The following is a 22,024-nucleotide window of genomic DNA, read 5'->3' on the forward strand; positions in this document are numbered from 1 at the left end:
CACCGTTCACGTCGAAGTGACATATGATTTATCCGTGAGGGCGCGTCAGCTCTCCTGCTCCTTTACCGTCGACTCGCACCGACGGTGGCCGTCACTCTCGGTCGACCTGCAGCTAGAGCGGACGAGACAGTGCAGAAAAGCCGCAGTTCGAGCCGCGAAACCGGTGTGGACGACGCCGCCGTCCGATCAGGCGAACGTCTTGGAGACGTCCTCTTCCTCGGTCTCCTTTTGGATCTTCCGCCAGGCCTCCTCGAAGTCCTCCATCCGGATGTCAGTGCGGTCGTCGCGGATGGCGAACATCCCCGCCTCGGTGCAGATCGCCTTGACGTCGGCGCCGCTGGCCTCGTCGGCCATCCGGGCGAGCTCCTCGAAGTCCACGTCGTCCGCGACGTTCATGTCGCGCGTGTGGATCTGGAAGATGATCTCGCGTCCCTCCAGGTCGGGCTTGGGCACCTCGATGAGGCGGTCGAACCGGCCGGGGCGGAGGATCGCGCGATCGAGCATGTCGAAGCGGTTCGTCGCCGCGATGATGCGGATCTCGCCGCGGTCCTCGAAGCCGTCCATCTCCGAGAGCAGCTGCATCATCGTCCGCTGGACCTCGGCGTCGCCGGAGGTCTTGGACTCGGTGCGCTTGGCGGCGATGGCGTCGATCTCGTCGATGAAGATCACGGCGGGCTCGTGGTCGCGGGCGACCTGGAACAGGTCCCGAACCAGCTTCGCGCCCTCGCCGATGAACTTGTGGACCAGCTCCGAGCCGGCCATCTTGATGAACGTCGCGTCGGTCTGGTTGGCGACGGCCTTCGCGAGCATCGTCTTGCCGGTCCCGGGCGGCCCGTACAGCAGGACGCCGCTGGGCGGCTGGATGCCGACCTCGTCGAAGGCGCCGGGGTTCTTCAGCGGCATCTCGACGGTCTCGCGGACCTCGTTGATCTGCTCTTCGATGCCGCCGATGTCCTCGTAGGTGACCTCGGGCGACTCGTCGACCTGCATCACGCGCGCGCGGACGTCCGTCTCGTCCTCGAGGGACTTGACGACCGACAGCGAGTTGTTCACCGCGACGCGGTCGTCGGGTTCGAGGTCCTCGCGCATCTCCTCGGTGACCTCGGTCAGGGCCTCCTGGTTGTTGCCGTGCTGCTTGATGATGACCCCCTCGTCGGTGAGCTCCTGGACGGTCGCGACGAACAGGGGCGACTGCTTGAGCTTCTTGTTCTCGTGGGTGAGTCGTTCTAACTTCTGCTGGTACTTGTTGTTCTCCGCGTTGGCGTCCAGCAGCTTGTCGCGCATCTCCTCGTTCTGGGACTCCAGAACTTCGAGGCGCTCGCGGAGGGCTTCTATTTTCTCCTGCATTGACGTATCCTCCTCGTCGTACGGGAGGTCGACGTCGTCCACAGTATCGCTCATCACCCGCTCCTAGGGCGTTGGTTCATAAGAGGCTTCGGGTAGGGTCGATTTACTGCACCGACGCCGTCGCCGCTGAGGCTGCCGATTTCGTCGACGCCGGAAAGAGCAGATGAGCGAAAGTAATAATTGAGAAGGGTTAATATTATTAGTCCGTATCTACTACCTCGGAGTATCATGAGTACATCAGAGACAGCGCGGCTGGACGCCGACGCCGAGCCGACGTGGGACGACGTTCGCGACCTCCCGCCGAGCGCCAAGCTCGTCGCGAAAGTGCTCGAGTACAACGACACGCTCACGCAGAGCCAGCTCGCCGAGGAGACGCTCCTCCCGCCGCGGACCGTGCGGTACGCCCTGAACCGGCTCGAGGAGCAAGGCGTCGTCGACTCCCGGTTTTCCTTTTCGGACGCGCGCAAGCGCCTCTACACGCTCGCGATCGAGTGAACCGAGGTCGAGTGAGACCCGATCGAGTGGGTACCACCGGTGACGCCTCGTCGCGTCTTTCTCTCCAACGCAGTATTCTCTCTGGCGAAGACTACCCGACCGATTCGCTCTGACCCATTCCGAACGAACCGGGCGTCTACGGTCGATCCTCCCGCGAGCTGACGCTCCGTTCGTCGATCCAGACGAACTCCGAGTCCCCGTCCTCGACCACGGCGACGGCAGTGACGGCTTCCGGCGTCGCCTCCGGATCGGTCCGCCGCGTCGGGTCGGCGGCGTCGTCGACGCCGTCGCGGCCCCGCGTTGCGACGTCGCGCTCGAGTCCACGAAACAGCTCGTCGATCGCCCCCGGCTCCTCGTCGCGCTCCCGCGAGGACGACCCCAGTACCGGCGTCGAGGACGTCGCCGGCGACGCCGGATCCGACTCGTCTGCGGTCGCTATCGGCAAGACCTCCGAAAGGTCGTCGAGTAGCGCGGCCACGTCGCCCGACGCCGCTTCACGGGTCGGCTTCGCGTCACCGGCGACGGGCGATTCGGGGTCGACGTCGGCGAACGAATCGGTCGAACGGTCGATCCGTCCGGCCAGATCGGCGAACGACTCGCCGCCGCTCCGGAACGAACCCCCGCTCTCGGGGGCGTCCGGCGATTCTTCGGCCCAGTCGGGGACCGGTACATCGCCGTCGTCGTCCCCGGTGGGGACGTACTCACTGGGCTGATGTTGGGCGAGGAGCCCCCTATTTCCGAACCGGACCGCGGTCCCGTAGCGACACCGAAGGTTGTCCAGCGCCGCCGTCTCGCCGAGGGCGAACTGCCAGCGCCGACAGGGGCCGTCGAGCAGAACCAACTCGACGCCGGTGCCCGCGAGCAGGTCGCGGTTGACCGCGTCGAGCAGCGCGGGGTAGTTGTCCCGACCCAGGGGAGTGTCCGGATACGTCACTGTTGCGCGAAACTCCGTCTCGTCAGCGTCCTCGAGTACGATCCGCCGGGTGTCGTCGCGGCGCCACTCCACGGTCACCCGGCAGTCGAAGGGGGAAAACAGGGCGTCGAGGTGGACCTCCGGGGCGTTCGCCCAGTACCGGGTCGGCGCGTCGACGCCGCGATCCGACGCCACCAGCGTATCGCGGACGAACGCCACCGGGTTCGGGAACGCCGACGGTCGGCGTCGCGCAGCACGAACGAGATCGGCGACCGACCCGCAGTCCTCGTCTAGCTCGTCGTGGCATTCGGTGACGTTCTCGACGGTTAGGGCGAACGCCTCGAGGACGTTCCCGCACCAGTGGGTGACATCGTCCGTCGAGCGGAGGGCCGATTGCGTAGCCACTGTCGGGTCATCACTTCCCACTCTCTTAATTTTTTCTTCACTATTGTTCTGCACGGTCTTCAGCTGGTGACCGACTCTCCAGAAATACTAAAATTATAGAAACAGATATTGTAATTATTACGCGAAGCGAGTCGATGGCGATCGGCAGATCCCGTCACCGCTGAACGTATCGGACCACACGATGGCGGCTTCACTTCCACTACGGTCGCGGAACCGATTTAAGACGCCGACGCCAAAGACCGGCAATGACACGGGTGATCCACACCGGCGACACCCACATCGGGTACCGGCAGTACCACTCGCCGGAGCGGCGCCGGGACTTTCTCGCGGCGTTCGAACGGGTCGTCGACGACGCCGTCGAGGCCGATGTCGACGCCGTCGTCCACGCGGGCGACCTGTTCCACGACCGGCGTCCGGAACTGCTCGATCTCCAAGGAACCGTCTCGGCGCTGCGGGACCTCGCGGACGCCGGGATCCCGTTCCTCGCGGTCGTCGGCAACCACGAGACCAAGCGCGACGGCCAGTGGCTCGACCTGTTCGAGGACCTCGGGCTGGCAACTCGGCTGGGCGCCAGTCCCGAGATAATCGGAGAGACCGCGTTCTACGGACTCGACTTCGTCCCCGAGTCCCGCCGGGACGATCTCGACTACGAGTTCGAGCCGACCGACGCCGACCACCGCGCGCTCGTCAGCCACGGGCTGTTCGAGCCGTTCGCCCACGCCGACTGGGACACCGAGGAAGTGCTCGCGGAGGCCACCGTCGACTTCGACGCCGTGCTGCTGGGCGACAACCACGCGCCCGGCAAGCGCGAGGTCGAGGACGCGTGGGTCACCTACTGCGGGTCGACCGAACGGGCAAGCGCCGACGAGCGCGACGATCGGGGGTACAACATCGTCCGGTTCGGCGACGCCGCCGGCGCCGACGCGGACGCGACGGGCACCGACGCGGTCTCGATCGCCCGCCGCGCGGTCGCCGACACCCGCGAGTTCGCGTTCGTCGACGTCGAACTCGCCGACGGCGAGGGCACCGAGCGCGTCCGCGAGCGCGTCCGCGAGTACGACGTCGAGGACGCCGTCGTGATCGTTACTGTCGAGGGCTCGGGCGAGGAGATCACCCCCGCGGCCGTCGAGGAACTCGCGCTCGAACGCGACGCGCTCGTCGCCCGCGTCAACGACCGTCGGGAGATCGACAGCGAGACCGACGTCAGCGTGAGTTTCGCCGACCCGGACGACGCCGTCCGCGAGCGCCTGCGCGAGCTGGGACTGAGCCCCGCCGCCCGCGACATCGACGAGGCCGTCCGCGAGAGCAAGGTCGCCGACTCGAACGTCCGCGAGACCGTCGAGACGCAGATCCGTGAGCGGCTCGACGGCGACGGCCTCGACGCGTTCGAGGGCGTCGAGGACGATGGCACTGCCGACAACGCTGACGCCGCCGACAGCGCTGACGCGGAGGCGTCCACCGACGACGAAGGTACGGCTGCGGACGGCCGCGACGTCGCGGATCCGGAGGTCGACGTCACCGACGCTGCAGACGCCGAGGCGGAGGATGACGATGCCGACATCGCCGACGCCGACGATTCGGACGCCGACGTCACGACCGACTCCGGCGACGAGCCGGACGCCGAACCGCCCGCGGAGAGCGCGCAGAACGACTCGCAGGCCTCCATGGAGGAGTACCTGTGAAGTTCCGCGAGATCCGCCTGGAGAACTTCAAGTGCTACGCCGACGCCGAGCTCCGGCTCGACGAGGGCGTCACGGTGATCCACGGCGTCAACGGCAGCGGGAAGTCCTCGCTGCTGGAGGCCTGCTTCTTCGCGCTGTACGGCTCCAAGGCGCTCGACGACCGGACACTCGACGACGTCATCACGAATGGCGCCGAGGACGCCGAGATCGAGCTCGCCTTCGACCACGGCGGCGAGGCCTACCGGATCGAGCGCCGCATTCGATTTTCGGGAGAGCGCGCCCAGACCGCCAAGTGCGTTCTCGAAGCGCCCGACGAGACGATCGAGGGCGCCCGCGCGGTGCGGGGCTACGTCGCCGACCTGCTCCGGATGGACGCCGAGGCGTTCGTCAACTGCGCGTACGTCCGGCAGGGCGAGGTGAACAAGCTGATCCACGCCTCGCCGAGCGACCGCCAGGACATGATCGACGACCTGCTCCAGCTCGGCAAGTTAGAGGAGTACCGCGAGCGCGCCAGCGAGGCCCGCCTCGCGGTCAAGGACGTGCTGAGCGAGCTTCGCGGGAACGTCGACGAGATCGACGGCCAGATCGAAGCCAAGGAGGAAAAAGGCCTCCACGAGCGGCTCAACGAGCTCGAAAGCGAGCGCAACGAGACGACCGCCGAGATCGAGCGGATCGAGGACCAGCTCGACACCGCCCGGGAGACGAAAGAGAGCGCCGAGTCGGTTCTCGAAGAGTTCGAGGAGAAACGCGAGGAGATCGACGAACTCGCCGAGGACGTCGAGGAGTTAGAGGAGACGATCCGGGAGACAGAGTCCGAGCGCGACCGGCTCAAAGACCGGATCGCCGAGAAGCGCGAGCGCCGCGACGAGTTGCGCGAGAAGCGCGACGAACTACTCGCGGAAGCGCAAGAGGCCGGCGACCTCGACGCGGACGGCTCGGCGTCCGGCAGCGATGACGGCGCCGACCTCGCAGAAGCCGTCGAGGACGCCCTCGCCGAGATCCGCGAGACGGACGAACGGCTCCAGGAGGAGCTGAACGACCTGAGCGGCGAGATCCAGAAACACGCCAGCGAGGCCGAGACCGCCCGCGAGCGCGCCGACGAACTCGAATCGACGGCCGCCGAGAAGCGCGAGGAGGCCGACGAGCTCGAAGCCGACCTCGACGACGACGAGTCGACGCTGGCCGAACGCCGCGAGAAGCTCGACGAGATCGACGAGGAGATCGAGGCCGCGAAAGACCGCTTCGAGGACGCGCCGGTCGCGTTCGGCGAGGCCGAGTCGCACCGCGAGGAGCTACGGGAGCGCAAGGACGAGCTCGACGACGAGCTCGGCGACGTGCGCGCCGAGCTCCGGACCGTCCGCTCGCAGATCGAGGAGGCCGAGGAGCTGCTCGAGGAGGGGAAGTGCCCCGAATGCGGCCAGCCCGTCGAGGACTCGCCACACGTCGACGCGCTCTCGGACGACCGGGAGCGCCTGTCGGAGCTCGAAGACGAGCGCGACGAGCTGAAAGCGGAGATCGAAGACGTCGAAGCCGATCTCGAAACCGCGAACGAACTCGTCGAGGCCGAACGCGAGGTCGACCAGCTCCGGGAGAACCGATCGAGCGTCGAGCAGCTGATCGACGAGCGCGAGGACGCCCTGGAAGATCGCCGCAAGCGCGTCGAGCGGCTCCGCGGGGAAGCCGACGAGCACGAGGCCGACGCCGAAACCAAGCGGAGCGAGGCCGCCGACGCCGAGGACCGCGCCGACGAGCGCCGCGAGCGGATCGCCGAGATCAACGCCGAGCGCGGCGACCTCCGCGAGCGCCGCGAGCGCCTCGAATCGCTGGGCGACGCCCTCGACGAGCTCGACGACGCCGAGGCCGACATCGAGGATCTGCGCGAGAAGCGCGCGGCGAAGGCCGACCTGAACGACGAGCGCCGGCAGCGACTCTCGGAGAAGAAAGAGCGCAAACGAGCGCTGGAGGACGAGTTCGACGCCGACCGCGTCGAGGAGGCCAGAGCCGAAAAGAAGCGCGCCGCGAACTACGTCGAGCAGGCCGAGTCGACCCTCGAAGACCTGCGCGAGGAACGGGACGACCTGATCGACCGCATCGGCGGCGTCCGGAACGAACTCGACGAGTTAGAGTCGCTCCGGGAACGCCGCGAGCGCCTCGTCGAGCGGCGCGACGCGCTGGACTCGCTGTACGAGGAGGCAGAGCAGCTCCAGGAGACCTACGGCGACCTGCGCGCCGAGCTACGCCAGCGCAACGTCGAAACCTTAGAGCGGATGCTCAACGAGACGTTCGATCTGGTGTACCAGAACGACTCGTACTCCCACATCGAGCTCGACGGCGAGTACGAGCTGACGGTGTACCAGAAGGACGGCGAACCGCTCGATCCCGAGCAGCTCTCGGGCGGCGAGCGCGCGCTGTTCAACCTCAGCCTGCGCTGCGCGATCTACCGGCTGCTCGCCGAGGGGATCGACGGCGCGGCGCCGATGCCGCCGCTGATCCTCGACGAGCCGACCGTGTTCCTCGACTCGGGGCACGTCGCCCAGCTCGTCGAGCTCGTCGGGTCGATGCGGGATCTGGGCGTCGAGCAGATCGTCGTCGTCAGCCACGACGAGGAGCTGGTCGGCGCGGCCGACGCCGTCGTCCACGTCCGCAAGGATCCGACGACGAACCGCTCGACCGTCGAGCGCGGCGAAGCGCCCGCGCTGCTGGCGGAGTAGCGTCCGGAGAAGCGCCCGCGCTGGACGCGGAGTAGCGTCCGGAGAAGCCGCGACCGCCGTTTTACTACTCGCGCAACGTCGCTATCGCCGTCTGCGCCGCCTCCGTGGCGTCGTAGCCGCGTTCCCCGGCGACCGTCGCCTCCTCGATCAATCCGGCGGCGCGGAGCTCGGCGAGCCGGCCGTGGAGGTCGCTCTCGCACTGGTCGTACGCGCCGAGCATATCCCGGATCGCGACCGGGCCGCGGTCGACGAGATCGGCGAGCAGCCCGATGCCGGCGTCGTCGTGGACGGCCGAGACGACGCGCCGCACCGGCTCGGAGACGCCGGCTGCGGCAGTCTCGAGGGGCTCCTCGCCGTCGACCGGTTCGATCCGGTCGTTCTCGACGTACTGCTCGCCTCCCGTCTCGGGATCGCGGACCAGACTGCTGTCGGTCGATTCTTTGAGGAGTACGTAGCGCTTGCCGGACTCGTCGCAGACCGTTCGCATCGGTCGACGGTTGGGCTCCAGTCCGGTTAGGCCCACCGGTGTCGCGCTGTGGAGCACGCCGAAAATGTCGCGCTACGGGGGCCTCGTCGCCGGCGTCGCGGGCTACTCGTACTCGTAGCGCCGGTAGATTCGATACGCGTGGAGACCGCCCAGCAGACCGACCAGAATCAGCCCGCCGCCGAGCTGGAGCCGGCCGCGGAAGATGATGTACATGACGCCGAGGCTGGCCGCGAGAATAGCGAGGTTCAGCAGCACGACGACGCTCCAGAACATCTTCTGGAGCTCCTCGGAGGCTTCCGACGCCGGCGGCGGTTCGGGCGCTTGCGGAATCTCCGGGGGAAGCGTCGATTCGGAATCGACGACGTCGAAGTCCAGTTCCTCCTCCGGAGCAACCTCGTCCGGTTCCTCGTCGGCCGGTTCGTCGAACACTATCGCGGTACTTCGAGGCCGAGCACAAAAAGCGTCCCGTAACGCCGAGCGGCGGAGAAGCCGCCCGGCAGAAGAGGATAGAGGAGCGGGCGGGGATCAGGCCGTTACACTTGCTCGGCGAGCGAGAGTGTGACGGACGCCTCCACCCACGCGAGCGGGTTCTGCGCGTCGAAGAACACCGTCCCGTCGTCGGTCTCGTAGCGCTCGACGCTCTCGGCGCCCCGCGGCTGCGTCGCTCCGGTCGTCGCGCTGTCCCACTGGCCGGCTTCCGGGTGGTCGGACATTTGCGTCACCTCTGGGGCTTGGTATGTAGTACCACAATATATGCTTTGTTGCCGTGCCACCGAACCGGCCAGCGCTTTAGTATCAGAAATTCCTAGTGGGCTCGAAATGTCAGAGCGCCCAATCGACAGGCGACGGGTTCTGGCGCTGGGCGGCGCCGCGCTGACGACCGCTCTCGCCGGCTGTGGGTCGAGGACCGAGGCCGAACAGCCCCAGCACCCCGAGCAGGCAGATCAAGCGTCGACCGAGAGCCCCTACGCAGCGGTGTACCGGGACGTCGCAGACGCCGTCGCGCTGATCCGAGCGCCCGGCGGACAGGGGTCGGGATTCGCGTACGACGAGCACCACGTGGTCACGAACGCTCACGTCGTCGGGACGGCCGACGCCGTCGACGTGCAGTTCCGGGACGGGCAGTGGCGTTCGGGCGAGGTGGTCGGCGTCGATCCGCACAGCGACCTGGCCGCGGTCGCGCTCGACGACCTCCCCGACGGCGTCGAGCCGCTCGCACTGGCCGAGGAGCCCGCGGTCGTCGGCCGGGAGGTCGTCGCGATCGGCAGTCCCTACTCGCTCGACGGAACCGTCACGACCGGGATCGTCAGCGGCGTCGACCGCTCGATTCCGGCGCCGACCGGGTTCCGGATTCCCGACGGCATCCAGACCGACGCCGCGGTGAACCCGGGCAACAGCGGCGGTCCGCTGGTGTCGCTGGACGGCGGCGTGCTCGCGGTGATCAACTCGGGCGGCGGCGACAACATCGCCTTCGGCATCTCGGCGCCGCTCGCGCGCCGGGTCGTCCCCGAGCTGATCGAGTCGGGGAACTATCGACACCCGTACCTCGGCGTCGCGCTCACCCCGGTCACGCCGGCCGTCGCCGCGGCGAACGACCTCGACGAAGCTCGGGGGATTCTCGTAGTGGACGTCGCGCCGGGCGGGCCCGCCGCGGAGCGGCTCCGACCGGCGACCGGGTCGGCGGCCGTCGACGGCGCCCGCGTGCGGACGGATGGCGACGTGCTGGTCGAGATCGATGCCACCGAGGTCGTGACCACCGAGGACCTCGGAAGCTACCTCGCGCTAAACGCCGCTCCCGGCGATACGGTCGAGTGCCGGGTCCTGCGCGACGGAACCGAACGGACCGTCGAGGTCGAACTCGGCGTCCGCCCGGGACGGCCGTCCGACGCCGTGTGATCGATACGGCGCGTCCGCTGTCGCCGCCGCTACTCCCGCAAGTCCCCCGGCCTCCGCGACGACGACCGAACGTACACTTTTGCCCGCTCGGTATCAACTGCCACCATGGCACGGAGGAGCGTGCTGTTCACGCCGGGGGACCGCCCGTCGATGCTCAGGAAGGCGCCGGCGTCGGGCGCCGACGCCGTCGTGTTCGATCTCGAAGACGCCGTCGCGCCCGATCGGAAAGACGAGGCCCGCGACGCCGTCGCCGAAACGCTCGCGGATCCCGAGTTCGATCCGGCGTGCGAGGTCTGCGTCCGCGTGAACCCGCTCCCCGACGGTCGAGCCGATCTGGACGCCGTCCTCGACGGGGAAAGCGCGGCGTCGATCGACGCGCTCGTCCTGCCGAAGGCGTCGGGCGCCGCGTCGGTGACCGATCTCGCCGCGGCCGCCGTCGATCGCGGGCGCGACCTGCCGGTGCTGGCGCTCGTCGAAACCGCAGCCGGCGTCCTCGCCGCCCCTCAAATCGCCGCCGCCGACCCGACGGACGCGCTGATCTTCGGCGCCGAGGATCTGGCGGCCGACCTCGGCGCTACTCGAACCGAGGAGGGGACGGAGGTACTGTACGCCCGCGAGCGCGTGGTCGTGGCGGCGCGAGCCGCCGGCGTCGACGCGATCGACACGCTCTACACGACGATCGACGACGAACGGGGGCTGCGCGAGGACGCCGCCGTCGCCCGGCAACTCGGGTTCGACGGGAAGCTGGCGATCCATCCCGTCCAGGTGGGGACGATCCACGACGCGATGACGCCGGACCCCGACCGCATCGAGTGGGCCAGGCGGATTCTGGACGAACGTCCGGACGACGCCGACGCGCCCGGCGCGTTCGAGGTCGACGGCGAGATGATCGACGCGCCGCTGCTCCGACAGGCCGAGCGCGCGCTGGAACGCGCTCCCGACGAGTATCTCGACGGCGGCGATCGATAGGGTTCAGATCGCCCCTCGGTGCCGATCGCTGGAAGTGTATAACCGAGACTTAGATCTTTGAATATACATATATCATAATACCCTCTTTGGGTATACATATACTATCAAGGAGCATTGAATACCGCTACTCTTAACCCTCACCTCCGATCATTCCGACGTATGGCAGAGGAAGTCAACCCGTTCGAGAGCCTACAAGAACAGATCGACGAGGCCGCGGAGTACCTCGACGTCGGCGACGACGTGATCGAGCGTCTCAAGCACCCCGAGCGCGTGCTGGAGACGAACCTGTCCGTCGAGATGGACGACGGCACCATCGAGGTGTTCAAGGCGTTCCGCTCGCAGTTCAACGGCGATCGAGGCCCCTACAAGGGCGGCATCCGCTACCACCCGCAGGTCTCCCGCGACGAGGTACGCGCCCTGTCGGGCTGGATGGTCTACAAGACCGCGACGGTCGGGATCCCGCTGGGCGGCGGCAAGGGCGGCATCATCATCGACCCCGACGAGTACTCCGAGAGCGAGCTCGAGCGCATCACCCGCGCCTTCGCCGAGGAGATCACGCCCCTGATCGGCGAGGACAAGGACGTCCCCGCGCCCGACGTCAACACGGGCCAGCGGGAGATGAACTGGATCAAGGACACGTACGAGACCCTCGAAAACACGACCGAGCCCGGCGTCATCACGGGCAAGGACATCTCCAGCGGCGGCAGCGCGGGCCGCGTCGAGGCGACCGGCCGATCGACGGTCATCGCTGCCCGCGAGGCGTTCGACTACCTCGACAAGGACGTCGAGGGTGCCACCGTCGCCGTGCAGGGGTACGGAAACGCCGGCTGGATCACGGCGAAGCTCATCGACGAGATGGGCGCCGACGTCGTCGCCGTCTCCGACTCCAGCGGCGGCATCTACAACGCCGACGGGTTCGACCCCGTCGACGCCAAGCAGCACAAGCGCGAGACCGGCAGCGTCGTCGGCTACAGCGAGGCCGACGAGGAGCTCAGTAACGAGGAGCTGCTGACGCTCGACGTCGACCTGCTGGTCCCCGCCGCGCTGGAGAACGCCATCGACGAGGAGCTGGCTCACGACATTCAGGCCGACGTGATCTCCGAGGCCGCCAACGGGCCGATCACGCCCGAGGGCGACGACGTTCTCGAGGACAAAGACGTGCTGGTCGTCCCCGACATCCTCGCGAACGCGGGCGGCGTCACCGTCTCGTACTTCGAGTGGGTCCAAAATCGCCAGCGCTTCTACTGGGACGAGGAGCGCGTCAACGAGGAACTCGAGGACATCATCGTCGAGCAGTTCGACACCCTCGTCGACGCCTACGAGGAACACGACCTGCCGAGCCTGCGCGTCGCTGCCTACGTCGTCGCGATCCAGCGCGTCGTCGACTCCTACGAGCAGTCCGGCAACTGGCCCTGAGCTGGGCTCTCGACCGGCACTCCCTTTTTTATTGCAGGCGTTCGGTCGTCTCGACCAGCGGATGCCGCGCGTAGTCGACGACCTCGACGTCGTCGAGTTCGGCCAGGCCCTCGCGGTCGGCCGTACGCTGCATTCCGAGATCGAGTTCGTCGTCGATCACGATCACGTACGCGTCCATCTCGTCGACGTCGATCCGGTGGGCCGCGAGCACGCGGTGGTGGCCGTCGGCGAGCAACAGCTCGCCCGCGTTGTCGATGACGACCAGCGGCTCGGCCAGTCCCCGCTCTAGCTCGTACCGACGCCCCTCGAGCTCGTCGGCGTACACCTCGCCCTGGGTCGGCGTCAGGGCGTCGAGCGCAACTTCGCGACGTTCCTGGCGCAGCTCGACGCCGTGGATGTTCTCCAGCGTCCGCATCAGCTTGCCCACCTTCTCGGGCGTCGCCCGCTCGATCTGGCTGCGGATCACGTCGGCGTTGCTGATGATCCCGACGAGGTGGCCCGCGTCGTCGACGACCGGGAGCTTCTGGATTCCCGAGCGCAGGATGACGCGTCCGGCGTCGTTGACCTTCATCTCGGGGTGAGCGACGATCAGGTCCGTCGTCATCACCTCGTACAGGTGCGCGTCGTCGTCGGCCAGCAGCAGGTCCCGTGCGCTGACGAACCCTTCCACCTGACGGCGGTCACAGACTGGAAAGCCGCTGTGCTCGTCGCTCTCTGCGATGCGAACCGCGACGTCGCCCACCGTGTCCTCGGGGGCGACAGTCGCGACGTCCTGCGTCATGTACTCGCGCACCCGCGCGTTCCCGGTGGTGCCGGCTATGCCCATGGCCGCCACAACGGTTCCCCTACCGAAAAACCTGTCTCGGACCCGTCCGAAGTCGCTCCGTTCGCATCGGCCCGTCGCTCACTCGTCGCCGCGTTCGCTCTCGCCGTCCGGCGGCGTGCGCTCCGACGGCGCGTCCGCCCCCACCGATCCTTCGGGCGCGAGCTCCTCGTGGCCGTCTTCGGACCGCAGCGGGAACTCGAACTCCGAGACCGCCGAGAGGTACTCGTTGGGCAGCTCGAACGGGCGTTCGCGCAGCGCGTCGAAAAAGCGTTCTCTGAGCACGGACTCGATCGCGTCGTTGGTCGCCTCGCCGTCCTCGTCGGCGGTCGCCAGCATCCCGACGGGGATCTGCGCGCCGGCCATGTCGGTGTGGCCGCCGGCGCTCCCGATCCTGTTGTAGGCGAGCCGGAGCGTCTCGCCGAGGTCGAGCTCCGAACCCTGCGCCCGCGCGGAGGCGTACACGACGCCGTCGAGCAGCCCGAACACGACCGTCGTCGTCACGCCCTCCATGTCGAGCAGCCTGTCGGCCGCCTGGGCCAGCGCGTCGCGATCCGACAGCTCTCCGACGAAGCTCGTCAGTATCGAGCCCTTCCGCTCGCGGTTCCTGATCGCGGCGGCGACGGTTTCCAGGGTATCGCCCGAGATGCTCGGCGACTCGACGCGCTCCAACAGTCCGACGTCGGCGTGGGGAACGAGCGTCCCGGCGGCCTCGAAGTCCGACTGGGCGACCTCCCGGGTGAAGTCCCAGGTGTCGATACGGATGCCGTACAGCAGCGCCGTCGCGACCGTCTCGTCGATCTCGACGCCGAACTCCGCGAAGTACTCCGTCAGGAGCGTGCTCGTCGCCCCGACGGTGCTTCGGATGTCGACGAACTCCGCGTCGACCGGCCCTCGCGGCGGGTGGTGGTCGACGACGACGTCGATCGGCAGATCCTCGGGAAGCTGGTCGTTGACGCCCGCCCGGCTGTGATCGACCAGCGCGAACCCCGCAAACTCCTCTAAGTGGTCGGGGTCGTCGGCGTCGAGTTGGCGCAGGTCCAGATCGAGCAGGTTGACCAGCGCGCGGTTCTCCTGGTGGGTGATCTCTCCGTAGTAACAGGCCTGGGCGTCGACGCCGATCGCGTCGGCCAGGCGGGCCAGCGCCAGCGCGCTGGCGATGGCGTCCGGATCGGGGTTGTCGTGGGCGACGACGGCGAGCGGCCCGTCGACGTCGCGTAGCGTGCGCCTGAGCTTCCGGGTTCGCTCGCCCGTCTCGCCGGACACGACGTTGAGCACGCGCGAGGCGGTGGCGACGCCAGGGTCGATCAGCCGGTCGGCGTGGCGCTCGATCCGCCGGCGGTCGGCGTCGGTCGGTCGGTAGCCCGTGTACGCGACGATCATCGCGCCGGGGTAGACGGTACGGGCCGCCCGCGCGATGGCGGCGTTTTGACTCGGTTCGTCACTGCCGACGAACACCACGTCGGCGGTCGGCTGGGCCGCTTCGAGTTCCTCCGGATCGGCCGGATCGGTTTCCGTGACGCGTCGGTTGTCACCCCGGAGCGTGTCCGTTCGGCCGGCGTCGTCCGTTACGATGTGCAGAGAGCGACCGTTCTCGGCGGTCCGATCGACGAGCGCCTGGCAGACGGCGCCGCTCCCCAGGACGAGCCGGGTGACCATACCGGTCGTATCCGGGCCTGTCGTTAAAACCTACCGTCTCCGGCGACGATGAAAGGCGCCCGCGCACGGCGAAAAAGCGACCAACAGCAGCGTCGAGACGCCGCGAGCGAAGCGACGGCGTCAGGCCAGCAGCGCGCCGGCGGCGTCGACGGCCGTCGAGACGACGGGGTTGAACGCGACCAGCAGCGCGACGGTGACGACCGCCGCGGCGATCACGGCGGTGTACAGCCCGACGGGCTGGCTCTCGATCCGGAGGTCGTCGGCCGGATCCTCGATCCACATCGCCTTGGCCAGCCGCGAGTAGTAGTACAGCGACAGCGCGCTGGTGATCGCGCCGACGGCGGCGAGCCACCAGATCCCGTTCGTGACCGCCGAACCGAACAGGAAGTACTTGCTGATGAACCCGGCGCCGATCGGCAGGCCGGCGAGGTTGAAGAGGAACACCGTCATCGCCAGCGAGGCGACCGGCGCCTTCGTCGCCAGCCCGTTGAAGTCCTCGAACGTGCGACCGACTTCCCAGTGTTCGGCCAGCGCGATGAACAGGAACGCGCCGGTGTTCATGAAGCCGTACACCAGCAGGTGGAGCATCGCGCTCCCGAGCACGAAGTCGTTGTACGCGCCGCCGCCGGTCAGCGCGGCGAGTCCGATCAGCGCGTAACCCGCGTGGCCGATCGAGGAGTACGCCAGCATCCGCTTGACGTTGTCCTGGACGGCCGCGGCGAAGTTACCGAGCACCATCGTCACGACGGCCAGCACCTGGAACACGAGCATCCACTCGATCCCGTTCGCGACCGACGCGATCGGGAACGCCTCGACGAACACGCGGAACGCCAGCACGAAGCCGGCGGCCTTCGACGCCGAGGAGAGGAAGGCGCTGATCGGCGCGGGCGCGCCCTCGTAGGCCTCCGGCGCCCAGAAGTGGAACGGGACGGAGGCGGTCTTGTAGGCGAGTCCGCCGACGATCATCAGCACGCCGATGGCGAAGATGCCCTGGTCGAACCCGCCCTCGGCGACCGAGGTCGCGATCTCGCCGAACTGGAGTCGACCGGTCGAGACGTACACCAGGCTGATGCCGTAGAGGAAGATCGCCGACGACAGCGCGCCGATCAGGAAGTACTTCAGCCCGGCTTCGACGCTGCCGCGGTTGTCCTTGAGGAACGCGACCAGCGCGAACGACGGCAGGCTCGCCAGCTCCAGCGCGATGAACGCCGTGACGAAGCTGTCGGCCATCGCCATCGTCGCCATCCCGGTCGCGGCCAGCAGCACCAGCGAGTAGAACTCGCCGGCGTGGGGCTGGTCCTCGAGGTAGTCGTAACTCGCCACCAGCACCAGCGCGGTGACGCTGGTGACCACGGCGACGAACAGCAGCGCCATCTGGTCGACGATCAGCGAGCCACCGAACAGCTCGAACAGTCCCTGGACGCCCGCCTCCTCGGGGTCGCCGGCGACGCCGACGCCGATCGCGATGTACCAGATCGTCACGCCCAGCGCGGCGAGCGTGCCGGCGATCGACGTGCCGGCGACCAGCCGGTAGTTCGTCGAGTCGGGGTCGACGCTGTCGATCAGGAACGCGAGCATCGCGGCCCCGACCAGCAGCAACAGCGGGGCGAGCACCTTGTACGTGTCGGGGTCTGAGATAGCTACTTCTGCCATTGTTATGCACCTCCCACCGCCGGGATCGCCCCGACGGCGTCACGGATCATCTCGAACGCGATCTCGGGCGCGACGCCCAGCAGGATGACGAGTCCGAGCAGGGCAAAGAGCGGCGCGACGTCGTGGAACGGCGCCCGCGTCACCTCGTAGTCCGTCTCCAGGCTAAAGGGCCCGAACAGGGTCCGCTGCATCGCGAACAGCAGGTAGCCCGCCACGATGACGATGCCGAACATTGCCAGCGCGGTAAAGACCGGCGCGAACGTTCCGATCGACTCGGTGGCGCCGAACGCGCCCGCGAACACGTAGAACTCGGCCGCGAACCCGCTCATCAGCGGCAGGCCCATGTAGCCGAAGGCGCCCGCGAGGAAGATGCCTGTCGTGATCGGCATCCGGTCGGCGAGCCCGGACATGTCGCCGACCATCCGGGTGTGGGTCGTGTTGTAGATGACGCCGACCGCCATGAACATCAGCCCGGAGATCAGACCGTGGCTGACCATCTGGAACGTCGCGCCGCCGACGCCGTAGACGGTGTAGGCGACCAGTCCCAGAATCACGTACCCCATCGACGACACGGAGGAGTACGCAACGATCCGCTTGAGGTCCTGCTGGGCCAGCGCCAGCATCGCCCCGTAGATCACCGACACCACCGCGAGCCCGGCCAGCAGCCAGGCGAACTCGGCGGCGATGTCGGCGAGCATCGTGAAGTTAAATCGGAGCAGGGCGTACGTCCCCATCTTCAGGAGGACGCCCGCCAGCAGCACCGACACCGGCGTCGGCGCCTCGACGTGGGCGTCGGGCAGCCACGTGTGGACCGGGACGACGGGCACCTTCACCGCGAACCCGGCGAACATCGCGAAGAAGACGGCCGTCTTGAGCGCGTCCGCGGAGACGCCCGGGAAGGCGTCGGGCGCGGCGCCGTCGACGACCAGCGCCTGCGCGACGTCGGCCATGTCGAACGTGTCGATGCCGAGGCCGATCACCAGCGCGACGTAGCCGATGAACATCACCAGCGACGCGATGTTCGTGTAGACGAAGAACTTGATCGCGGCGTACTTCCGGCGCGGGCCGCCCCAGACGCCGATGAGGAAGTACATCGGGATCAGGACGGCCTCCCAGAAGACGAACCAGACGAAGAAGTCCAGCGCGGCGAACACGCCGATCAGCGCGGCCTCCATGAACAGCACCAGCCCGTAGAACTGGGACTGGCGCTCGTCGATCGGCGTCCAGGCGCTGACGATCGCCAGGCTCGTCAGGATCGTCGTGAGCGCGAGCAGCGGCATGCTGATGCCGTCCAGCCCGACGTGCCAGTCGAGCCGGAACAGCTCGCCCACCTCGATCCAGGTCGTGCGCGTGTAGAACGCGACGTTCTCGGACGACGCGAGCAGGGCGTTCCCGCTGGCGTCGAACTGGCTGTACATGAACAGGCTCCCGACCAGCGGGAGCAGGCTCACTCCGAAGGCCAGGCGGCCGGCGTACCTATCGGGCGCCAGGAACGCCGCGGCCGCGCCGACCAGACAGACTGCGATGAGCGCTTCGATCATCATAGTAACCACCCTCCGGCGAGGCCGAAGGCAACCACAAGCACGACGAGGCTCAGCGCGAGCAGCGCCGCGTAGTTCGTCACGATGCCGGTCTGGATGCGTCGCACCCGTTCGCCGCTGAACAGGCTGACGCTGCTGGCGCCGTTGACGACGCCGTCGACGACGCCCTGGTCGAACGTGTCAGCGCTGCGAGCCGCGGGCAGCGTCACGCCCTCGGCGAGCCACACCTGGAACTCGTCCAGGTAGTAGTTGCTGAACAGGATCTCGCGCACCGATCCGAGGTTCTCCGTGTGGGGCTCGGGTCGCGAGACGTTGTACAGGAAGTACGCCAGCCCGACGCCGGCGAGCGCGAGGCCCAGCGACAGGCCGGCCGAGACGAGCACCGTCGCCACCTCGGAGCCGAACAGCGTCCCCGACGAGTAGGGGATCAGGCCGCCGTAGTGGTGGGCCGACAGCGCCGAGAACTCGCCCGTCTGGCTGTCGAGCCAGCCGTGCAGGAAGTCGATCCCCTCGATGTCCAGCACCTTCTGGACCGGCACCATGTTGACGAAGCCGGCGACGACCGCCAGCGTCCCGAGCACGGCCAGCGGCCCCTTGACGTTCCAGCGAACGCCGTGGGGGTCGCGCGCCGTGTCCGAGCGAGGCTCGCCGTGGAACGTGAGGAACACCATCCGGAAGGTGTAGAACCCGGTGAAGAACACCGCGAGCAGGCCCATCGCCCACGCAGCGAGCAGGAGCGGGCTCTCCAGGCCGTGGACGAGCGCCTCGTAGAGCACCTCGTCCTTCGACCAGAAGCCCGAGAACGGGAAGATGCCCGCGAGCGCCAGCGAGCCGGCGAGGAACGTCGCGTAGGTCACGGGCATCTTGTCCTTGAGTCCGCCCATGTCCCACATGTCCTCGTTGTGGTGCATCGCGATGATCACCGACCCGGCGCCGAGGAACAGCAGCGCCTTGAAGAACGCGTGGGTCATCAGGTGGAAGACCGCGGCGACGTAGCCGCCCGACCCCAGCGCGAGCATCATGTAGCCGTACTGCGAGATCGTCGAGTACGCCAGCACCTGTTTGAGCTCGTTCTTGACGACGCCCATCGTCGCCGCGAACAGCGCGGTGAAGCCGCCGACGAACGCGATGATCGCCAGCGCGGTCGGCGAGAGCGCGTAGAAGCCGTACATCCGCGCGACCAGGTAGACGCCGGCCGCGACCATCGTCGCGGCGTGGATCAGCGCGGAGACGGGCGTCGGGCCCTCCATCGCGTCGGGGAGCCAGGTGTGGAGCGGGAACTGCGCGGACTTGCCGACGACGCCGCCCAGCACCAGCAGTCCGAGGATCGTGAACCACGTCTGGACGTCGAAGTTGAGGAACGTCTCCGGTTGGTATTCGCCGTTGAGCGCCTGCTCGGCGAGCGCGGGGAACGACTCCGCGCCCGCGAACTGCGTCGTGCCGAACGTCGCGAGGATGCCGACGACGCCGATCAGGAAGAAGTAGTCACCGAAGCGGGTGACCAGGAACGCCTTCTTCGCCGCCGACGGCGCGCTCTCCGTGCGGAAGTGGAACCCGATCAGCAGGAACGAGCACAGGCCCACCAGCTCGAAGAACATGAACGCCATCAGCAGGTTGTCGGCGAACACGAACGAGAGCATGCTGAACGTGAACAGCCCAAGTCCGGCGTAGTACCGGGGCAGACCCGTCTCGCCCTCGTCGTTCATGTAGCCCAAGCTGAACACGTGGACCAGCAGCGCGACCAGCGAGACGATCACCAGCATCAGCGAGGACAGCGGATCGATCAGGATGCCGAACGTGAGCTGCGGATCGGCGTCAACCCACGTGTACAGCGTCTCCTGGTAGGACCCGTTGCTCCGGACCTGAACGAGCGTCAGGACCGACAGGATCAGCGACCCGGCCGTGGCGGCGATCCCCCCGAACGCGCCGCCTTTGGGCATATACTTGCCCGCGACCAGCGCGAGCAGGAACGATACGAACGGAAGCGCGGCGATCGCCGGAACGTATTCGTAAGCCATCTGTTACCACCTCATTGTCGTAGCCTTCCGAACGTCCACGTCGCGGAAGTTCCGCACCAGCACCAGGATGATCCCGATGCCGATGGCGACCTCCGCGGCGGCGAGTCCGATCGTGAACAGGGCGAACACCTGCCCGGTGAGGTTCCCGTGGAAGTACGAGAACGCGATCAGGTTGATGTTCGCGGCGTTGAGCATCAACTCGACGGAGATCAGGAACATCAGCGCGTTCCGTCGCGTGAGGATGCCGAACAGCCCGATGCAAAACACCGCGGCCGACAGCACCAGGTAGTAGTTCATCGGGACCGTCATCGGTCCTCACCCCGTCCGGTGCGGTCGTCGCCCCCGTCGGTCTTCAGCGCCGACGTGAGGTCGTCGTCTTCCTCGCGGCGCGCGAGCATGATCGCCCCGTCGAGCGCGGCGTCGAGCGCGACCGCGATCAGGATAAAGGCGACGAGGAACCCTTCGACCGGAACGCCGTCCGCGACGTCGACGTTCAGCAGCGCGAAGCCGATCGCCTCCATCACGGAGGCGTCGCCGAACCCGGCGGGATCGGCGAAGCCGGCGGTGAGAAACACCGTCGCCATGACGGCGAACAGCGCCACCGCGACGAGGCCCGGAAGCAGGTGCGAGCCGACGTCGAACTCGGGCTTTGTCACCGACACCACCTCCGAGTGCGGCCGGCCGTCCCGTCAGCTACCATGCCGCATCACCTCCTCGTCCGATTCGCGCCCGCGGGTCAGCATCACGCCGAACGTGATCAGGATCAACACGCCGCCGACGTACACGAGGATCTGGATCACTGCAAGGAACTCGGCTTGCAGCATGATGTAGAACCCCGCCACGCTGACCAGCGCGACGCCGAGGAACAGTGCGGCGTGCCACACGTCACGTACCAGCACCGCCCCGGCGCTGCTCCCGACGGTCAGGAGCGCGAACAGCGCGAACGCGATGTAATCAAGTGCCATTAGTACCCTCTCGTCGCGGATGCCCTTTGAAGATTTCGAGACTGTTCGGAGAGCGACCCCGCGACGGCCGAGTTTCGGTCGACTGTCCCGGCTCAGAGCGGGAAGTCGAGGGCGATATCGCCGTGTCAGGTCGGCCGAGCGATGGCGACGCACTTCGTCGTCGCTCGCGCGCACAGGAGGGGACCTCACGCGCTGGACAATTACCGGCATAATTGTTATGCGTGCAGAGCGGCTATCGCCTCATATGGCGACGGACGAGAACGAAACCACGGTCAACGAAAGCTTCGCCGTGACTATTCCGAAGACTATCCGTGAGCACCTCGATTTGGAACCCGGCGATCGGCTTCGGTGGCACGCCGACGACAACGGCGACCTCGTGGCCGAAATCGTCCGCGAACGTCACGGAGCGGCGTCCGACCTCAATCCTGTCGACATGGGAGAAACGGACGCTGTAGAGGTAACAGACGAGTACGACTGGTCCTGATGGCCGACGCTATCGTCGACTCTAACGTCATCTTTGCGTTCCGGAGTGCTCAGGATCAGTATCACGATCAAGCAGCGACGATCGTCGAAGCGATGGACACTGGTAGCCTCCCGAGAGGCGTAGTGACGAACTACACCTTGCCGGAAATTCTCAACCCCCTCTCGAAGCGTGCCGGTCACGACCGCGCCGTGGAGACCCTGACATTTCTCGAAGAGAGTCGCGGTTTCCGGATACGTCATCTCGCGCGTGAGGACTTGGCTCGCGGTCGAACCGTGTTTCGGCGTCACGAGGGAGTCGAAATAACCGATGCGATCCTCGTCGCACACATGCGACGGACCGAGACGGAGTTCGTTTACAGCTTCGACGACGACTTCGATCGGTTCGACGAGATCACCCGGTTGACGACGGCGGAAAACCCGTACGAACAATAAACCGAATCGCCGAAGAAAAGCTGAACTACGCTACTGGTAGTCGACTTCGCCTTCGCCCTCGCCGATCCAGGCGTCCCGATCGGGTTCGCGCGAGTTCAGTGGGTCGGATGCCACCTTTTTCTTCGTCGG

Annotated in this window: 21 protein-coding genes and 1 pseudogene; 8 read left to right on the forward strand and 14 right to left on the reverse strand. The window is 67.3% G+C overall.

Features of this window, described 5'->3' with window-relative positions:
* Window positions 1–186: 186 nt before the first annotated feature.
* Complete coding sequence (gene pan1, locus ABDZ81_RS00190; RefSeq protein WP_343771782.1) at window positions 187–1,401, reverse strand: proteasome-activating nucleotidase Pan1; 1,215 nt, start codon at window positions 1,399–1,401, stop codon at window positions 187–189.
* Window positions 1,402–1,575: 174 nt separating this feature from the next.
* On the opposite strand from pan1, the gene ABDZ81_RS00195 reads away from it, so the two are divergent.
* Entirely contained in the window at window positions 1,576–1,842 is a 267-nt protein-coding gene (locus tag ABDZ81_RS00195; protein ID WP_343771783.1) for a MarR family transcriptional regulator, read from the forward strand.
* A gap of 136 nt (window positions 1,843–1,978) precedes the next feature.
* On the opposite strand, the gene ABDZ81_RS00200 is transcribed toward ABDZ81_RS00195, so the two are convergent.
* A complete protein-coding gene (locus ABDZ81_RS00200) occupies window positions 1,979–3,160 on the reverse strand; it encodes a hypothetical protein (RefSeq protein WP_343771784.1) in 1,182 nt (393 codons plus the stop codon).
* 245 nt (window positions 3,161–3,405) lie between these two features.
* Here ABDZ81_RS00200 and mre11 point away from each other — a divergent pair, with 245 nt between their 5' ends.
* Entirely contained in the window at window positions 3,406–4,842 is a 1,437-nt protein-coding gene (mre11, locus tag ABDZ81_RS00205; RefSeq protein ID WP_343771785.1) for a DNA double-strand break repair protein Mre11, read from the forward strand.
* Complete coding sequence (gene rad50, locus ABDZ81_RS00210; protein ID WP_343771786.1) at window positions 4,839–7,553, forward strand: DNA double-strand break repair ATPase Rad50; 2,715 nt, start codon at window positions 4,839–4,841, stop codon at window positions 7,551–7,553. The genes mre11 and rad50 overlap by 4 nt, the downstream gene beginning before the upstream one ends.
* Before the next feature lie 64 nt (window positions 7,554–7,617).
* Here rad50 and ABDZ81_RS00215 read toward each other — a convergent pair whose 3' ends face one another.
* The 3 genes from ABDZ81_RS00215 to ABDZ81_RS00225 form a co-directional block, all read right to left on the reverse strand.
* A complete protein-coding gene (locus ABDZ81_RS00215) occupies window positions 7,618–8,040 on the reverse strand; it encodes a DUF7346 family protein (protein ID WP_343771787.1) in 423 nt (140 codons plus the stop codon).
* A 102-nt stretch (window positions 8,041–8,142) separates the two neighbouring features.
* The gene (locus ABDZ81_RS00220) at window positions 8,143–8,469 is read right to left on the reverse strand and encodes a DUF7322 domain-containing protein (RefSeq protein WP_343771788.1); all 327 of its coding nucleotides are present in this window, start codon (window positions 8,467–8,469) and stop codon (window positions 8,143–8,145) included.
* A 104-nt stretch (window positions 8,470–8,573) separates the two neighbouring features.
* Window positions 8,574–8,753, reverse strand: a complete 180-nt coding sequence (locus ABDZ81_RS00225; RefSeq protein WP_343771789.1) for a DUF7331 family protein — start codon at window positions 8,751–8,753, stop codon at window positions 8,574–8,576.
* Window positions 8,754–8,859: 106 nt separating this feature from the next.
* Between ABDZ81_RS00225 and ABDZ81_RS00230 the strand changes: the two genes are divergently transcribed.
* The 3 genes from ABDZ81_RS00230 to ABDZ81_RS00240 all read left to right on the forward strand — a co-directional run bounded on the left by ABDZ81_RS00230 (window position 8,860) and on the right by ABDZ81_RS00240 (window position 12,321).
* Window positions 8,860–9,936 carry a S1C family serine protease gene (locus ABDZ81_RS00230; RefSeq protein WP_343771790.1) on the forward strand — a complete coding sequence of 359 codons (1,077 nt, stop codon included), beginning with the start codon at window positions 8,860–8,862 and terminating at the stop codon, window positions 9,934–9,936.
* Window positions 9,937–10,041: 105 nt separating this feature from the next.
* The gene (locus tag ABDZ81_RS00235; RefSeq protein WP_343771791.1) at window positions 10,042–10,905 is read left to right on the forward strand and encodes an HpcH/HpaI aldolase/citrate lyase family protein; all 864 of its coding nucleotides are present in this window, start codon (window positions 10,042–10,044) and stop codon (window positions 10,903–10,905) included.
* Window positions 10,906–11,064: 159 nt separating this feature from the next.
* A complete protein-coding gene (locus tag ABDZ81_RS00240; protein ID WP_343771792.1) occupies window positions 11,065–12,321 on the forward strand; it encodes a Glu/Leu/Phe/Val family dehydrogenase in 1,257 nt (418 codons plus the stop codon).
* A 28-nt stretch (window positions 12,322–12,349) separates the two neighbouring features.
* Here the strand turns inward: ABDZ81_RS00240 and ABDZ81_RS00245 are convergent, their stop codons facing one another.
* The 8 genes from ABDZ81_RS00245 to ABDZ81_RS00280 form a co-directional block, all read right to left on the reverse strand.
* Complete coding sequence (locus tag ABDZ81_RS00245) at window positions 12,350–13,147, reverse strand: CBS domain-containing protein (protein ID WP_343771793.1); 798 nt, start codon at window positions 13,145–13,147, stop codon at window positions 12,350–12,352.
* A gap of 78 nt (window positions 13,148–13,225) precedes the next feature.
* Window positions 13,226–14,803, reverse strand: coding sequence for a DHH family phosphoesterase (locus ABDZ81_RS00250; protein WP_343771794.1), 1,578 nt, complete (start codon window positions 14,801–14,803; stop codon window positions 13,226–13,228).
* Between the two features lie 120 nt (window positions 14,804–14,923).
* Window positions 14,924–16,456, reverse strand: coding sequence for an NADH-quinone oxidoreductase subunit N (locus ABDZ81_RS00255; protein WP_343771795.1), 1,533 nt, complete (start codon window positions 16,454–16,456; stop codon window positions 14,924–14,926).
* 2 nt (window positions 16,457–16,458) lie between these two features.
* The gene (locus ABDZ81_RS00260; RefSeq protein WP_343771796.1) at window positions 16,459–18,000 is read right to left on the reverse strand and encodes a complex I subunit 4 family protein; all 1,542 of its coding nucleotides are present in this window, start codon (window positions 17,998–18,000) and stop codon (window positions 16,459–16,461) included.
* Window positions 17,997–20,015 carry an NADH-quinone oxidoreductase subunit L gene (gene nuoL / locus ABDZ81_RS00265; RefSeq protein ID WP_343771797.1) on the reverse strand — a complete coding sequence of 673 codons (2,019 nt, stop codon included), beginning with the start codon at window positions 20,013–20,015 and terminating at the stop codon, window positions 17,997–17,999. The genes ABDZ81_RS00260 and nuoL overlap by 4 nt, the downstream gene beginning before the upstream one ends.
* Before the next feature lie 3 nt (window positions 20,016–20,018).
* A complete protein-coding gene (gene nuoK, locus ABDZ81_RS00270; protein WP_343771798.1) occupies window positions 20,019–20,324 on the reverse strand; it encodes an NADH-quinone oxidoreductase subunit NuoK in 306 nt (101 codons plus the stop codon).
* A complete protein-coding gene (locus tag ABDZ81_RS00275; RefSeq protein WP_343771799.1) occupies window positions 20,321–20,671 on the reverse strand; it encodes a proton-conducting membrane transporter in 351 nt (116 codons plus the stop codon). The genes nuoK and ABDZ81_RS00275 overlap by 4 nt, the downstream gene beginning before the upstream one ends.
* 33 nt (window positions 20,672–20,704) lie before the next feature.
* Window positions 20,705–20,980, reverse strand: a complete 276-nt coding sequence (locus ABDZ81_RS00280) for an NADH-quinone oxidoreductase subunit J (RefSeq protein ID WP_256392372.1) — start codon at window positions 20,978–20,980, stop codon at window positions 20,705–20,707.
* 244 nt (window positions 20,981–21,224) lie between these two features.
* Between ABDZ81_RS00280 and ABDZ81_RS00285 the strand changes: the two genes are divergently transcribed.
* Window positions 21,225–21,464 carry an AbrB/MazE/SpoVT family DNA-binding domain-containing protein gene (locus ABDZ81_RS00285; protein WP_343771800.1) on the forward strand — a complete coding sequence of 80 codons (240 nt, stop codon included), beginning with the start codon at window positions 21,225–21,227 and terminating at the stop codon, window positions 21,462–21,464.
* Window positions 21,464–21,895, forward strand: coding sequence for a type II toxin-antitoxin system VapC family toxin (locus tag ABDZ81_RS00290; RefSeq protein WP_343771802.1), 432 nt, complete (start codon window positions 21,464–21,466; stop codon window positions 21,893–21,895). Before ABDZ81_RS00285 ends, ABDZ81_RS00290 begins: the two co-directional genes overlap by 1 nt.
* A 30-nt stretch (window positions 21,896–21,925) precedes the next feature.
* On the opposite strand, the pseudogene ABDZ81_RS00295 reads toward ABDZ81_RS00290, so the two are convergent.
* Window positions 21,926–22,000 (reverse strand): annotated as a pseudogene (locus tag ABDZ81_RS00295) (NuoI/complex I 23 kDa subunit family protein); the annotation flags it as partial.
* Window positions 22,001–22,024: the final 24 nt, after the last annotated feature.

It is taken from the genome of Natronoarchaeum mannanilyticum (genome assembly GCF_039522665.1).
GTDB classification, from domain to species: domain Archaea; phylum Halobacteriota; class Halobacteria; order Halobacteriales; family Natronoarchaeaceae; genus Natronoarchaeum; species Natronoarchaeum mannanilyticum.

Excerpts from the sequence above, each read along its gene's own strand:
- ABDZ81_RS00235 (WP_343771791.1), top strand. The coding sequence starts at position 10,042 with ATGGCACGGAGGAGCGTGCTGTTCACGCCGGGGGACCGCCCGTCGATG.
- ABDZ81_RS00290 (WP_343771802.1), top strand. The coding sequence starts at position 21,464 with ATGGCCGACGCTATCGTCGACTCTAACGTCATCTTTGCGTTCCGGAGT.
- ABDZ81_RS00255 (WP_343771795.1), bottom strand. The coding sequence starts at position 16,456 with ATGGCAGAAGTAGCTATCTCAGACCCCGACACGTACAAGGTGCTCGCC.
- ABDZ81_RS00195 (WP_343771783.1), top strand. The coding sequence starts at position 1,576 with ATGAGTACATCAGAGACAGCGCGGCTGGACGCCGACGCCGAGCCGACG.
- ABDZ81_RS00280 (WP_256392372.1), bottom strand. The coding sequence starts at position 20,980 with ATGGCACTTGATTACATCGCGTTCGCGCTGTTCGCGCTCCTGACCGTC.
- ABDZ81_RS00260 (WP_343771796.1), bottom strand. The coding sequence starts at position 18,000 with ATGATGATCGAAGCGCTCATCGCAGTCTGTCTGGTCGGCGCGGCCGCG.
- nuoL (WP_343771797.1), bottom strand. The coding sequence starts at position 20,015 with ATGGCTTACGAATACGTTCCGGCGATCGCCGCGCTTCCGTTCGTATCG.
- ABDZ81_RS00245 (WP_343771793.1), bottom strand. The coding sequence starts at position 13,147 with ATGGGCATAGCCGGCACCACCGGGAACGCGCGGGTGCGCGAGTACATG.
- ABDZ81_RS00285 (WP_343771800.1), top strand. The coding sequence starts at position 21,225 with ATGGCGACGGACGAGAACGAAACCACGGTCAACGAAAGCTTCGCCGTG.
- mre11 (WP_343771785.1), top strand. The coding sequence starts at position 3,406 with ATGACACGGGTGATCCACACCGGCGACACCCACATCGGGTACCGGCAG.
- ABDZ81_RS00230 (WP_343771790.1), top strand. The coding sequence starts at position 8,860 with ATGTCAGAGCGCCCAATCGACAGGCGACGGGTTCTGGCGCTGGGCGGC.
- ABDZ81_RS00225 (WP_343771789.1), bottom strand. The coding sequence starts at position 8,753 with ATGTCCGACCACCCGGAAGCCGGCCAGTGGGACAGCGCGACGACCGGA.
- ABDZ81_RS00240 (WP_343771792.1), top strand. The coding sequence starts at position 11,065 with ATGGCAGAGGAAGTCAACCCGTTCGAGAGCCTACAAGAACAGATCGAC.
- ABDZ81_RS00215 (WP_343771787.1), bottom strand. The coding sequence starts at position 8,040 with ATGCGAACGGTCTGCGACGAGTCCGGCAAGCGCTACGTACTCCTCAAA.
- nuoK (WP_343771798.1), bottom strand. The coding sequence starts at position 20,324 with ATGACGGTCCCGATGAACTACTACCTGGTGCTGTCGGCCGCGGTGTTT.
- ABDZ81_RS00250 (WP_343771794.1), bottom strand. The coding sequence starts at position 14,803 with ATGGTCACCCGGCTCGTCCTGGGGAGCGGCGCCGTCTGCCAGGCGCTC.
- pan1 (WP_343771782.1), bottom strand. The coding sequence starts at position 1,401 with ATGAGCGATACTGTGGACGACGTCGACCTCCCGTACGACGAGGAGGAT.